Raw genomic sequence first — 12,966 nt, forward strand, 5'->3', positions numbered from 1 at the left:
TCACAGTTATAGAAATAATCTTATTATTTGGTTTACAGATTTTCTACATAATTTTTTCCACAAGAGGGAGTTTGAGAACAATTTTCTCAAATCTCATAATTACCAGGCAAAATGTAAAGCAATGTTAAGGATGATAAAAGTTGTATGGAGGAGATTAAGATCATGCCAAGTTGGTTATCCAAATTCATGCACCGCAAACGGCGGCGGTTTTGTGCCTCTCTGGTACGAACCTATCGAGAGATTAGTTCTGCTTCTGTAGATGAACTGTGGCAGAAAGTGGAGGACTTAACAGACGTGTCTTGGCATCCCCTCCTAAAAAGCACCAACGTTCCATTAGGATTAGTCCCCAAACCTGGACTAATTTTCCAAGCAGTCACAAGATTTTGGCCAATTCCCATCCAGATTTTTGTCGAACGAGTCAATCCCAAACAGATGTTAAGTATTCGCATTTTAACCATTCCTGGCATTGAAGAAAGAGTCACATACCAAGTAGAATCAACCCTCCGTGGATCTTACTTGTCTTATTCTGTAACTTTGCGTGGTTGGTTATCACCCCTAATTTGGTCTTTGTCTCGTCCTTACGTAGATCGAGTAGCTAGAGCGCTGATAGAATCCGTAGAAAATCCAGCATTATCCCAGAAAAAATCTCTACACGGTAGTTGCTTTGATTTTTAGCACTAACAACTGACAACTGAACAACTGCCCCAATAAAGTTAAGATTCTAGTATCTGTGAAAATTTTTTAAGCTTTATAAAAGCGGTAACGGTAAACGCACTATGTATGATGTCCTAGATTCCCACGCAGTCCTAGAAGTGTTGCGACCAGTAGAAGATCCAGAACTTCGCAAAAGTCTGGTAGAACTAAATATGATTCGCAACGTCAAAATTGACGGTGGCAAGGTTAGTTTCACTTTGGTGTTAACCACTCCCGCTTGTCCCTTACGGGAATTTATTGTTGAAGATTGTAAAAAAGCTGTTCAAAAACTACCCGGTGTTACAGATATCAGCGTAGAAGTAACAGCAGAAACACCCCAGCAAAAAAGCTTACCAGACCGCAATGGCGTACCTGGGGTGAAAAATATTATTGCTGTTTCTAGCGGTAAAGGTGGTGTTGGTAAAAGTACAGTGGCTGTAAATATTGCCGTTGCCTTAGCACAAACTGGGGCAAAAGTTGGTTTATTAGATGCAGATATTTACGGACCCAATGATCCCACCATGTTGGGTTTGAGTGATGCCGAAATTAATGTCCGGTCTACGGAAGCAGGAGACATCCTCGAACCGGCTTTTAATCATGGTGTCAAGCTGGTTTCAATGGGTTTTTTGATTGACCGAGATCAGCCAGTCATTTGGCGTGGTCCCATGCTCAATGGTGTGATTCGTCAGTTTCTCTATCAAGTAGAATGGGGCGAGCTAGACTATTTAATTGTGGATATGCCCCCAGGAACGGGAGATGCTCAGTTAACTTTAGCCCAATCTGTACCAATGGCAGGGGCAGTCATTGTCACTACACCACAAACTGTAGCTTTGTTGGACTCCCGGAAGGGGTTGCGGATGTTCCAGCAGTTAAATGTCCCAGTTTTGGGAATTGTGGAAAATATGAGCTATTTTATCCCCCCAGATCAACCGGATAAGCAATATGACATTTTTGGTTCTGGTGGTGGTTCCAAAACAGCCGCAGAATTAGGAGTACCCCTGTTAGGATGTGTACCGTTAGAAATTTCTACTAGAATTGGTGGTGATAATGGTGTACCGATAGTTATTGGTGAACCCAACTCAGCCGCAGCCAAAGCACTAACAGCGATCGCTCTCACTGTAGCAGGTAAAGTATCAGTTGCTGCTTTGACATAAGTAAAAAAGGAGTCAGGAGTCAGGAGTCAGGAGTCAGGAGTTTAGAAGAAGAAGGAAAGAAGGAAATTTCTTCCCTACAGCCTACACCCCTACACCCCTACACCCCTACACCCCCTACTCCCCTGCCCAACTTCCTCCTCACACAATGTTATTAAAACCTTCATTCCCCAAAATTCGTTGGCAATCTTGGCTTAATCCCTGGCAACAAATGGACGGGCTACTATTTGTTTTGCCAGTTGCTCTTAGTATGTTCGGTGGGCTGATGATTCTGAGTACAGAACTGAAGCGACCTGTAACTGACTGGTGGTGGCACTGGTTGATAGCCGCTATTGGGACAATAATCGCCTTATTTTTAGCCCGTTGCCGTTACGAAAACTTGATGCAGTGGCATTGGTTCACCTACGGGCTGACGAACTTCAGTTTGATAGCTGTCATGTTTGCTGGTACTAGTGCCAAGGGCGCACAGCGTTGGATTAGTATTGCGGGTTTTAATGTTCAGCCCTCAGAATTTGCCAAAATAGGATTAATCATTACCTTAGCGGCTTTGTTGCATAGGCGGACAGCCTCCACTCTGGAGAGTGTTTTCCGTGTCTTGGCCATTACGGCTGTACCTTGGGCATTGGTATTTTTACAGCCAGACTTGGCAACATCACTGGTATTTGGGGCAATATTTTTAGGAATGTTGTACTGGGCAAATGCCAACCCCGGCTGGTTGATACTCATGGTTTCCCCGGTAATGGCAGCAATCCTATTTAGTATATCTTGGCCATTATCAACGCCCATAATGTTATCTAAGGACATATCATTAAGCATATTAGGTTTAGTATGGGCAGTATCTATGGGGATAGTCGGCTGGTTTAGTCTCCCCTGGAAGCGATTTGGTCTTGCTGCTATTGCTTCATTCTGTCTAAATATGCTAGGCGGCGAATTAGGCCTTTTTGCCTGGAATCATGTATTAAAGGAATATCAAAAAAGCCGACTTAGTGTATTTATTAACCCTGAACATGATCCCCTTGGTGCTGGTTATCACCTGATTCAATCTCGCATTGCTATTGGTGCGGGTGAAGTTTGGGGCTGGGGTTTGTTTAAAGGCCCCATGACTCAACTCAATTTCGTTCCTGAACAGCATACAGATTTTATTTTCTCGGCTGTTGCTGAAGAATTTGGTCTTGTGGGTTGTTTAATTTTATTATCCGTGTTTTGCTTGATTTGCTTCCGCTTACTTCACGTAGCTCAAACAGCCAAAGATAACTTTGGTTCACTTTTAGCTATTGGTGTTTTGTCTATGATTGTGTTTCAACTGATTGTGAATATAGGGATGACAGTCGGTTTAGCACCAGTGGCGGGAATTCCTTTACCGTGGATGAGTTATGGGCGTTCGGCAATGCTGACTAACTTTATTGCTATCGGCATAGTAGAATCTGTAGCTAATTTTCGTCAACGTCAACAGTATTATTAGGCAGGAGTCAGGAGTCAGGAGGGAGAATAAAATTACTTACCACCTGTTCCCTGTTCTCTGCTTGAAGCATTAAGCTATTAATAGGAAACTAATAAAGGTAAATATGATGATCCTGCCTGGAGCAACTGTTCGCGTCAAAAATCCCGCAGATACATATTATCGTTCTGAAGGACTTGTACAAAGAGTTAGTGATGGTAAAGTAGCTGTACTGTTTGAAGGTGGTAATTGGGATAAAATAATTACTTTCCGCCTCACAGAACTAGAACCTGTGGAAACTACAGTCCAGAAAAAAGGGAAATAGTAATTTAGTCATTAGTCAGTGGTTATTAGTTTTTACTAAGACTATTGACTAATCCCACCTTCAGAAAATATGTTTATTCATTTTTAATTTTTAATTGATAATTTTTAATTACTTATGCGTCTACCTTTACCACAGTTTGCTATTGACAATCGCCATTCTCATCACTTTGCAGAGATAATTGAAACCACAAGTACGGAATTTTTAGCTCAGTGTTTAGAACCTGAAGACTTGAGTTTTCCCCCAATGCCACCTTTTGGTAGTTGGGTTTGTGCTGTGGATGAAGAATCTGGTAATCAAGTTTATGCTGTGGTTTATCATGCCACAACTATGCCTATTGATTCTGTCCATAGGGCAGTTGCTTTGGGGTTATCCTTAGAAGCTTTGCGTGAGGAACAACCTCAAATATTTTCCATGCTCAAAACTGAATTTCGAGCGGCAATTGTAGGATTTAAAGAAAAATCTATCAATAGTAATAACGGCAGAGTATATCAATATTTGCCACCCCGTCCGCCACAAATTCACCAAGCTGTTAATCACTGTCAAGCAGAAGCAATTATCGAGTTTACGGAAGAGTTAGATTTTTTACGCACATTACTTTTTATTAGTGGTGCGCCAGTGGATTCTTTGGCCGCAGCAGCTATTCGGGGAGTATATCAGTTACGTAAACATGACCGAGAATGGTTAATTAGGGCTGGACGACATCTGAGTATGTTACTCAAAGATGATTATGATCGTTTGCGGTTTATTTTAAGTCAAATCCACCCATAGTATAGCAAGTCAAAAAGCTTATTCTAATTTATTGAAAACAACTGGTATTTTGATAATAAACTCAGAACCTTCTCCTGGTTTAGATATGCAATGCAGTTGACCACCATGTTTTTCTACGACAATTTGATAGCTAATTGATAATCCTAATCCTGTGCCTTTTCCAACTGGTTTTGTCGTAAAAAATGGATCAAACAATCGCTTTTGTACATCCTCTGGTATGCCTGAACCGTTATCGGCAATATGAATAGTAACATGATTGTCATTAGTTAATTCTGTCCGAATCCGAATTTGCAAATTTTTGCGCGTTTTGAGAATTAAATTATCACTTTCCGAAAGAGCATCAATAGCATTGGCAATAATATTCATAAATACTTGATTTAGTTGTCCTGCATAGCACTTTATTAAGGGTAGTTTATCATATTCTTTAATTAATTCAATTTCTAACCGATCAGGTTTAGCTTTTAAACTATGTTTGAGAATTATTAATGTATTCTCTATTCCTTCATGTATATCAACAGATTTAATTTCCGCTTGATCTAGCCTGGAAAAGTTACGTAAGGATAAAACAATTTCATTTATTCTTGTAGCACCAACTTTCATGGAAGATAATAATTTTGGCAAATCTTCGATGATAAATTCTATGTCAATTCCTTTTTCTTGGGCTTGAGATACTACATCTACATAAGATGGTTCTTGTTGATAACATTCAATCATGTAAAGCATATCTTTGACATATTCAATGGCATAATTAAGATTACCATAAATAAAATTCATGGGGTTATTAATTTCATGGGCAATACCAGCTACTAATTGTCCCAAGGCAATCATTTTGTCATTTTGTAATAACCGACTATAGTTATGCTGAAGATCATGAAAGTCAGCTTTGGCTATTCTGGCTTTTTCTTTTTCTTTTTGCAGTCTATTTAATGTTAAAACATGAATTTGGGAGTTGGCTAAAAGTAATTGATGAAAATCTAGCAATCCATACTGGTAAGATTGATCTGTAATCACAAGTGGTTCATACACTTGTTTGTGCGATCGCCCTAAAGCTATTTGAGTTGCTTCGACAATTGGGGTATCCTCTGGACAGACAAAGGTTTTGGGTTGCAAAAAATTATAAAGATATTCAATAGGCCTCCCAGCAAACAGTCCTAACCCATAGGGACGACTCATTTGTTCAAAAAATAGCCGTCGGGAAATCATGCCTACATATTTTTGATCTTTAGTCAAGATAATCCCTGGTAGTAAAGGATCTTCTTCAAAAAGTTTTGCTAATTCATTGCCTGGATGATCTGTTTCAATTTGAATTGTCCAAACTGGTAATTCCTCTAAAGTTGACTCTAGTTTGAGATTTAGCTGATCCACATTTTTAATGCTATGTATAGCCAGCATTTGTCAATCCTTAACCTGAAGTTAATATTGGGTTTTGTCTTTTACATTATTACTTAGACTAGAGTAAATGTTACTTATTTTACTCCTAAATATCTAAGCTTCATCAATTTAACCTAAAAAATTCAAATTTATCAGCCGTGATAGTTTAGTATTCCCAAGATATCTGGGCAAATTTCAATTTATTAACCAGATTTTAGTATTAGATTTTTTACATAATTTATGCTGATTGATAACCTAGGGCAATAACATCCTCTTGATGGTAGAGATTTAATAGGCTTGATCTGGAATATAATCACGTAATAAATACTGTTATCAAAACGACAGGCTTTTTTAGCCTATCATCTAGCCTTTAACTAAAGGTTAAGAAGCTAGTAGCTTGTTATATAAAACCTAGACAAGTCTAGAAATTTACTTCTAATTTCAACAAGAGTATAGGAACGGTTATTCATTGGTAAGCTTATTCGCTTTAACTAAACGCAATAAATACTTCTAGAATATCAAACAAATTAAGCGAGTCCGTTTAATCCGTCGTGCGGACGGATATTATGCACATTGCTAATATCAGGAAAGACTATTTGCAGAAATTAACCCTTCGCTTTCACTCTTGCCTTTTGCCTCTTGCTTTGCTATAACGACAATTTTTAACGCCAACCTACTTATCTACCATATAGAAGTTGAGAATAATTGTCTGATCTTAATTTATGAATTAGGCGATGATGGATTGGATAATTATGTTATACCAAATAAACGTATCAATGAATTCATCTTTTTAGTTAGTTGTGTTTATCATAGGTCTAGCTGGAAATATCAAGACAGGAGTTTTAGATATTGTTTGTTGGATAGCGGACACCATTTAGGTGCTATCGCTGCTTTTTGCATATCTTCATGAAAACAACATACAACTACGTTTTGATTTTGATAAACTTATTCTCAATGCAGATTTGGGATTTGAGAATAAGGAGTTGATTACTAGTTGTGTGATTTCGCCAAGAAGGACAAGAAAAACCAGTCAGACACTTAAGGCTACCTATTCCTTTTGTCTGTGGTACTGACTATTTTCAAGTTAATCAATGTGTTGAAGAGGCCTAGCAAACAACGTCTTTACAGCCTAGTCACCAGCAGCAGCTAGAACATCCTCAATTTAATTTTGACCGAGAACGGTTGTGGGAGAACGTTGGGAATAGGCGTTCTATTAGGCGTTTTCAAAGGTATTCTATTTGGAGAAAATATCTATTGGCAAATTTTGCAAGCAGTTTGACAACCAATCCCAATAGAGAATTTTGAGGAAATAGAAATTTACTCAGTGGTGCATGATATCGAGAGAATTTCACCAGGGTTATATAAAAATACACATCTCATTAAAGCAGGTAACTTTAGGGAAAACAGGTTATTTGTACATTAATCAAGCGATAGCTAGAGATTGTGCTGTAACGAGAGTTTTTCGTGTCCGATTATTTGAGTTATCAAACCGCTATGCAATTAGCCGGATTTGTCGGACAGAGAGTGTATTTATTTAGCAACTATTGGGGAATAGATTGTAGTGGTATTGGTGCTTTCTATGATGATGAAACCCAAGCCTTTCTAGAAACCAATAAGGACATCTTGTACGCAATGGCAATTGGTAAATAAATAGGAAAATAACCGGAAATGGCGACAACAGAACCTCAATTCCATGCTGATGATAAGCACCCTATACAGCCAACATCAGCAGATATTATGCTTCGGCAACAACTGGAACATTCAATTAGCAAATACTTTTATGAAGGATGCGATCGCATTATTCATAGTTTGTTGTCTAATTGTCGTTGGTATGCCACAACTCATGCGAGTATTTTGACCTTAGTAATTGAATGCCCTGACCAAGTTACTAACTGGCAAATTTTGCAACAAATTGTCCCTATGGCTAATGTTCTTTATGGCATTGTTAGCAGTGCCAAAATCCGGGTTTGTCCTCCCGATATTCAAACTGTACCCTTTGAAATGAGAGTAGATGAGTTGCCAGTTTATCGTGATTGGATCTGATGCAATTGGGGATTTGAGATTGTTGATTAAGCGTAAGAATTCAGGTGAGACGATAAGATCCCCGACTTCTTTTATTTATTGTGTCCATAAATTATAAATTGATGCTAGAAGTCGGGGATCAGGCTATGAACGAGTTCTATAGCTGAATACTTACAATTAAGCCATCACATTCTGTTGGATAACTGTAATTAGTTCGGCAAAAACTAAATCAGCAGAATGTTGAACAACAGGACTTAATTCCAGACCAAAATCCAGATTAGCAGCTTCAATTAAATAGACTGTCACCTCTTGGGGAAAATCATCTAAAAAGATTTTTCTCCCAGCAGCCAAGGCATGATCCCAACGAAAATCATGTAAGTTGTAACTAGGTTCGGGCAGTGCTTCTAGTTCATTCCCTGGGACTCTAAATATAGCACCTGCCTCTGAACCTGTGCAACTAGCATCAAGAATAATTAATTTTTGACTTCCTCTCGCTTGAAACATCACTTCCATGCCCGCAGTTCCACTATCGAAAATGCGGATATTGGGGTGAGGATTTTGGGCGAGATGTTGCTGTAAACGTTGGGCAATAATTACGCCGACAGCATCATCATTCCGATTGAGATTGCCACAACCAATGATAGTTAGCATGGGATATTTATAATAACATGAATATTATCAACTTGGCACAAAAAATTAAAATTTACGGAAATTCTGACTACATCTTTAATTATTGACTTTATAGTGAGTTTAGTAGCCGTAAGTCAGTGACAAAAATTTGTCTTTATTTTCTCTGCGTTTATCTGTAGTGGTTAGTCAAAAATCATTCTTACCCATCAGATAGAATTGCTATATGCTAGTATTTCGTGATACAGAGACTAAAGGTAGAGGTATATTTGCCCAGCAAGATTTTGCTAAAGGAGATTTAATTGAAAGATCTGCTGTGATTGTAATTCCTAAACAGCAAGTTAAGTTAATTACTAAAACGGTGTTATTAAATTATTATTTTGGTTGGCACGGGGAAAGCGGGGCAATAGGTTTAGGTTTTGCCTCTCTTTTTAATCATTCTTATCATCCCAATGCGGTCTATATTAAGAATTTTGCTAAAAATGTAATTGATATTGTTGCTCATCAATATATTCGAGAAGGTCAGGAAATTACTATTAATTATAATGGGCAAGTTGATGATATTTCCCCTGTGTGGTTTGATGTGGAGGAATAAGGCTCACGCAGAGGCGCAGAGACGCAAAGAGAGGAAGAAATGAATTCACTCTTATCATCACTTTCAAGAATTTCTTTGAGCTTTTCTTCTGTCATGCCTTTTGCTTCAGCATTTTTGCCAACCTGATCACAAAATTCCTGAAACTCATTTTTTAGTAATTTAGTCAATCTTTGATACTCCAAGAGAGTCGCTAAACATTAGTTAAATTTTAACACGGAATCACCCCTAGACCCCATACTCTTGATTTCTTTCTGTATCACTGATACAATCAACGCTTAGAGAAGTTAGAATTTTATATAAAAGTTACTTGTACCGTTGGAGAACTCTTAGATTATATTCACAATAGAATCTCTGACTAAACCCAACATTTACCCGTTGTGCGTTGGGTTTCGTGCCTCAACCCAACCTACAATTACTCATTATTATTTATAATATAATCGCTATCAGACAACTATCGTAAAAAAGGATACCGCCATGAATACATCTGTAAAAACAATCAAAGTCTATGACGAAATTGTAGATTTCATTGCTGCTGGTACTACTCCCGAAAGTGTGATTAACTTCCACCTTTCCGAAACAGCACAAAACCGTTTAGAGGATTTAATTGATAGTGCTAAAAATAATGAACTAACAAAAGAAGAAAAGGAAGAATTAGAGTATTTTTTGACTCTGGAACACATTATTAGATTAGCTAAAGCTAAGGCTCATAAATATATTAACACTAAGGGTAAATAAGATGTCTCGTACTTACATTAATTTAGAAATAAGGCGTTTAGTTGTGGAACGTGCTGGTAATATCTGTGAATATTGTCTAATTTCAGAAGAAGATACTACATCTTGTCAAGTTGATCATATCATTAGTGTGAAACATGGTGGAGCAAGTACGGATGATAATCTCTGTTATGCTTGTGTTTTCTGTAATTTGCAAAAAGGTACAGATTTAGGTTCAATTAATTGGCGAAATGGTGAGTTAGTGAGATTTTTTAACCCTCGTAGAGACTTTTGGGGTGATCATTTTCAACTTAATGAAGCTATCATTCAACCATTAACAGATATTGGTGAAGTAACATCCCGTATTCTCGATTTTAACAAAAATGAACGGATTATAGAAAGACAATTATTAATAGGAGACTTCCAATTAAAAAAATATCCCAAAATTTCTTGTGGTGCGGGCATCTTGCCCGCTAACAATACAAGGACGGGCAAGATGCCCATCCCACAAAATTGGATCATCTTTTTTGTGGAGTTCTCTAGAAGTTGATAAGTATCCACCAACAGCAGCAAAAGAAAAAATGATTAAGTAGTAAAGCATCTGGCATTTCCCGAAGTTGAGCAATAGTTTTATCTTGGATATTCATACCAATGTTAAATTTGGATTTTTTGTGTATTTGTTTTGATTATAACTGATTATTTGTGCCTGTATATATTGCTTTTAGAGGTTACAATTTGCCAGTCTTGATGCCAAAGAAGAAAGACCACTCTTCCCCGTCGTTCCCCGCAGTGCTGACGGGAGGTGTCCTGGTGGTGCGGTTATATCAAAATTAGTATGATACTCACTTAACCAATCTCCTCCCATTCCTAATAACTTCTTTTTTTTCCATCCTATTTTTTCCCCAAACTTATCCCAAAGTTCTGCGTTGTATTCAAGCGTTCCTCCACAACTCTGATAAATTTTTTTCTGCACAGAAAACCCAAATTTACCATTACTGTAATGTACCCACAATTTGTCAATAGTGCGGAGGTCTTCACAGGGAAAATTATTAATACTGTTAGCATCTAACCAATTTTCTTTTTCCCGTTTTACAACCGCTAACATTAACCGTCGTGTTTCTTCATCTGCTTCTTTCCATTTGCCTTGTGCGAGTAAGTCACGCAGTTTTTGATAGTCTATACCACAGGATGATTTGAATTGTGTATCTTGCTGAATAGTTTGCAGTACGGTGATATTTTCCTGGGGTTTTTGTTGAACAGTAACAGGAGTATAATTAATAGGTGATGGTATAGGAATATTCACAACAGGTTTAACTAACAAACCCAATATTTGTCGGAATTCTCTGACTGTTTGCGGACGGTTTGCTGCTTCTAATTCCATACCTTTGAGAATGGCAGCATTGATGCGATCGCTAATATTTGGGTTAAACTGTTGGGGTGGTGGTAAAACTATTCCCGTTTTTCTAAACTCTGCGGGTAAAGGTTCATTATTAGTCAGCAAATTATACAAAGTTGCCGCTAAAGCATAAACATCTGTGTAGTCACCAAATTTACCATATCTCTCATATTGTTCTATGGGTGCATAACCTTTACTTCTGGCATTAGTCATGTTTACCTCTGCACCTAAAGTATATTCTCTAGCTAAACCAAAATCAATTAAAACCGCTTCTTTGGTATTTTGCCGTAAAATTATATTATTGGGTTTGACATCTCGATGTAAAAATCCCAGTGCGTGAATATGTTCTAAAGCTTGTCCTATTTGGTCAATATAATGTAAAGCTTCAGTTTCGGATAATCCTTCATGATTATGATTATATAAGGCCAAATTGTCCCCATCAATAAATTCCATCACCATTCCCGACATTCCATTTATCTCGATAAATTCATAAACTTCGACAATGTGACGGTGAGGATTGCATTTGGCTAACCGCATTCCTTCATTATAAAATTTTCTCTCTTCTGTCCGAAATTCTTCTGGACTGATTTGTGTGGGGTTTAAAGTTTTGATAACAACTATTTTTCCTTTTTTCTGATCTTTGGCACTATAAGCGATACCAAAACCACCACGACCAAGATATTGTTGAATAATATATCTACCGTTGTTAATAGATGTCCCTGGTGTGTAAATGCTCATACTTTTATAAAATATATTATGTATGTATTTTATACCATATCTGAATTGTTGTCTGCATCACTTTTTTTGCATCTATTATTTTTCTGGGTGAGTATTTCCCACCCAGTCCTTTAAATGATGGTAATTGAATTAACGATGCCGTCTATTATAACGACATCTGTAATACTTGCCTCGATAATATCTATAACTATTTCTGCCGTTACAAGTTCGATAACGTCTGGCATGGGTAGTTGTCTGACGACGATTATAAGTTGCAGAATCAGCATTTTCTGCAATACCCAAGACGGACATAGACGCTATCAAAGTAGCGAGAACAAAAGATGCAATACGTTTCATGAGTATGATTTGAGGAGTTAGTAATTATTTCTACAAACGCATAAAGTCGATGAAGCGGAGATTCCAAAAAGCTTTAAATAGATGTTATCATTAAAGGCTATAAAATTCTTTTTAATCATCAATACCTTATTAAAACTTATAAATTAAATTTTTGCAGCGGGTTTTCTTAACTCAATATGCAACTATCAATTGTCAATTATTTGGTGGGCAATGCCCACCATCCAAATCTATAAACTTACACCATGTTTTTTGGCAATTTCTACAAGTTGCTCATATTGATGTTGTGATGCTTTAGCTAAAATTGCATCTGCTTCTTCTGGATTACTACCATCTTTAGGAATTAAATATTTAACATAAAGAGAAACAAAATCAACCACAGCAGCCAAACCTGTTAATTCGTGTTTATCAGCTTGATTTCCAGCAATTACAGCCACTAAACCCGCTCTAATTGGGTCTGGTCTTACTTTCATGAATTGATCAACTAATTGCTTAGAATAATCTGCCGTTGATAAATTCTTTAACTTAGTTTGATCAGGTTTAAATTCTAATCCTGCGGCTGTTGATTGCTCCAACATACACCATTCTATAAATTCTTGCAGTGCAGCTTCAGGAAGCTGAGAAAGATATTGATGTAGTTCTAAATTAGACACAATTAGTTACCAATTTTAGTAAATTTGTCATTGATAATTGATAATTCATAATATAATATTTAGGAATTACCAATTACTCATTAAAATCCAGACTAACCCACTGATTTGGGAACTTTTGTACTGCAAACAACAATTATATAGAACC

General features: G+C 37.3%; 14 protein-coding genes and 1 pseudogene. 10 read left to right on the forward strand and 5 right to left on the reverse strand.

Translation table 11 applies throughout. The features are described 5' to 3' along the window. Positions 1-162 precede the first annotated feature (162 nt). From FJR11_RS11045 to FJR11_RS11065, 5 genes are all read left to right on the forward strand, one after another. Positions 163-675 (forward strand): SRPBCC family protein, encoded by a 513-nt coding sequence (locus FJR11_RS11045; protein ID WP_168503723.1) that lies wholly within the window; start codon positions 163-165, stop codon positions 673-675. 101 nt (positions 676-776) lie between these two features. After that, complete coding sequence (locus FJR11_RS11050) at positions 777-1,847, forward strand: Mrp/NBP35 family ATP-binding protein (RefSeq protein WP_168503724.1); 1,071 nt, start codon at positions 777-779, stop codon at positions 1,845-1,847. A gap of 145 nt (positions 1,848-1,992) precedes the next feature. After that, positions 1,993-3,306, forward strand: coding sequence for a rod shape-determining protein RodA (rodA, locus tag FJR11_RS11055; protein ID WP_168503725.1), 1,314 nt, complete (start codon positions 1,993-1,995; stop codon positions 3,304-3,306). Positions 3,307-3,412: 106 nt separating this feature from the next. Beyond that, positions 3,413-3,607, forward strand: a complete 195-nt coding sequence (locus tag FJR11_RS11060) for an NAD(P)H dehydrogenase subunit NdhS (protein ID WP_168504196.1) — start codon at positions 3,413-3,415, stop codon at positions 3,605-3,607. Between the two features lie 114 nt (positions 3,608-3,721). After that, positions 3,722-4,375: a hypothetical protein gene (locus FJR11_RS11065; protein WP_168503726.1), complete on the forward strand. Its 654-nt coding sequence runs from the start codon at positions 3,722-3,724 to the stop codon at positions 4,373-4,375. Between the two features lie 18 nt (positions 4,376-4,393). Here the strand turns inward: FJR11_RS11065 and FJR11_RS11070 are convergent, their stop codons facing one another. Further along, positions 4,394-5,767 carry a sensor histidine kinase gene (locus tag FJR11_RS11070; RefSeq protein WP_174763004.1) on the reverse strand — a complete coding sequence of 458 codons (1,374 nt, stop codon included), beginning with the start codon at positions 5,765-5,767 and terminating at the stop codon, positions 4,394-4,396. Between the two features lie 658 nt (positions 5,768-6,425). Between FJR11_RS11070 and FJR11_RS11075 the strand changes: the two are divergent. Beyond that, positions 6,426-7,396, forward strand: a pseudogene (locus FJR11_RS11075) (SagB/ThcOx family dehydrogenase); the annotation flags it as partial. Positions 7,397-7,414: 18 nt separating this feature from the next. After that, entirely contained in the window at positions 7,415-7,789 is a 375-nt protein-coding gene (locus FJR11_RS11080) for a hypothetical protein (protein ID WP_168503727.1), read from the forward strand. Positions 7,790-7,945: 156 nt separating this feature from the next. On the opposite strand, the gene FJR11_RS11085 is transcribed toward FJR11_RS11080, so the two are convergent. Continuing rightward, positions 7,946-8,419, reverse strand: a complete 474-nt coding sequence (locus FJR11_RS11085; RefSeq protein WP_168503728.1) for a hydrogenase maturation protease — start codon at positions 8,417-8,419, stop codon at positions 7,946-7,948. Between the two features lie 202 nt (positions 8,420-8,621). Here FJR11_RS11085 and FJR11_RS11090 point away from each other — a divergent pair, with 202 nt between their 5' ends. The 3 genes from FJR11_RS11090 (at position 8,622) to FJR11_RS11100 (ending at position 10,251) form a co-directional block, all read left to right on the forward strand. Continuing rightward, the gene (locus FJR11_RS11090; protein ID WP_168503729.1) at positions 8,622-8,990 is read left to right on the forward strand and encodes an SET domain-containing protein; all 369 of its coding nucleotides are present in this window, start codon (positions 8,622-8,624) and stop codon (positions 8,988-8,990) included. Between the two features lie 474 nt (positions 8,991-9,464). After that, positions 9,465-9,725 (forward strand): hypothetical protein, encoded by a 261-nt coding sequence (locus FJR11_RS11095; RefSeq protein WP_168503730.1) that lies wholly within the window; start codon positions 9,465-9,467, stop codon positions 9,723-9,725. Position 9,726: 1 nt separating this feature from the next. Beyond that, complete coding sequence (locus FJR11_RS11100) at positions 9,727-10,251, forward strand: HNH endonuclease signature motif containing protein (protein ID WP_168503731.1); 525 nt, start codon at positions 9,727-9,729, stop codon at positions 10,249-10,251. A gap of 171 nt (positions 10,252-10,422) precedes the next feature. On the opposite strand, the gene FJR11_RS23555 is transcribed toward FJR11_RS11100, so the two are convergent. The 3 genes from FJR11_RS23555 to FJR11_RS11115 form a co-directional block, all read right to left on the reverse strand. Next, positions 10,423-11,835, reverse strand: coding sequence for a serine/threonine-protein kinase (locus FJR11_RS23555; protein ID WP_254444737.1), 1,413 nt, complete (start codon positions 11,833-11,835; stop codon positions 10,423-10,425). A 129-nt stretch (positions 11,836-11,964) separates the two neighbouring features. After that, positions 11,965-12,171 (reverse strand): hypothetical protein, encoded by a 207-nt coding sequence (locus FJR11_RS11110; protein ID WP_168503732.1) that lies wholly within the window; start codon positions 12,169-12,171, stop codon positions 11,965-11,967. Between the two features lie 227 nt (positions 12,172-12,398). After that, a complete protein-coding gene (locus tag FJR11_RS11115) occupies positions 12,399-12,821 on the reverse strand; it encodes a hypothetical protein (RefSeq protein WP_168503733.1) in 423 nt (140 codons plus the stop codon). Between the last annotated feature and the right edge of the window lie 145 nt (positions 12,822-12,966).

The organism is Anabaena sp. UHCC 0187 (assembly GCF_009712035.1).
Lineage (GTDB): Bacteria > Cyanobacteriota > Cyanobacteriia > Cyanobacteriales > Nostocaceae > Dolichospermum.

Bases quoted from the DNA above. Each gene is read 5' to 3' on its own strand.
- FJR11_RS23555 (WP_254444737.1), bottom strand. From the start codon at position 11,835: ATGAGCATTTACACACCAGGGACATCTATTAACAACGGTAGATATATT.
- FJR11_RS11090 (WP_168503729.1), top strand. From the start codon at position 8,622: ATGCTAGTATTTCGTGATACAGAGACTAAAGGTAGAGGTATATTTGCC.
- FJR11_RS11100 (WP_168503731.1), top strand. From the start codon at position 9,727: ATGTCTCGTACTTACATTAATTTAGAAATAAGGCGTTTAGTTGTGGAA.
- FJR11_RS11065 (WP_168503726.1), top strand. From the start codon at position 3,722: ATGCGTCTACCTTTACCACAGTTTGCTATTGACAATCGCCATTCTCAT.
- FJR11_RS11070 (WP_174763004.1), bottom strand. From the start codon at position 5,767: ATGCTGGCTATACATAGCATTAAAAATGTGGATCAGCTAAATCTCAAA.
- rodA (WP_168503725.1), top strand. From the start codon at position 1,993: ATGTTATTAAAACCTTCATTCCCCAAAATTCGTTGGCAATCTTGGCTT.
- FJR11_RS11095 (WP_168503730.1), top strand. From the start codon at position 9,465: ATGAATACATCTGTAAAAACAATCAAAGTCTATGACGAAATTGTAGAT.
- FJR11_RS11080 (WP_168503727.1), top strand. From the start codon at position 7,415: ATGGCGACAACAGAACCTCAATTCCATGCTGATGATAAGCACCCTATA.
- FJR11_RS11060 (WP_168504196.1), top strand. From the start codon at position 3,413: ATGATCCTGCCTGGAGCAACTGTTCGCGTCAAAAATCCCGCAGATACA.
- FJR11_RS11050 (WP_168503724.1), top strand. From the start codon at position 777: ATGTATGATGTCCTAGATTCCCACGCAGTCCTAGAAGTGTTGCGACCA.
- FJR11_RS11110 (WP_168503732.1), bottom strand. From the start codon at position 12,171: ATGAAACGTATTGCATCTTTTGTTCTCGCTACTTTGATAGCGTCTATG.
- FJR11_RS11045 (WP_168503723.1), top strand. From the start codon at position 163: ATGCCAAGTTGGTTATCCAAATTCATGCACCGCAAACGGCGGCGGTTT.
- FJR11_RS11085 (WP_168503728.1), bottom strand. From the start codon at position 8,419: ATGCTAACTATCATTGGTTGTGGCAATCTCAATCGGAATGATGATGCT.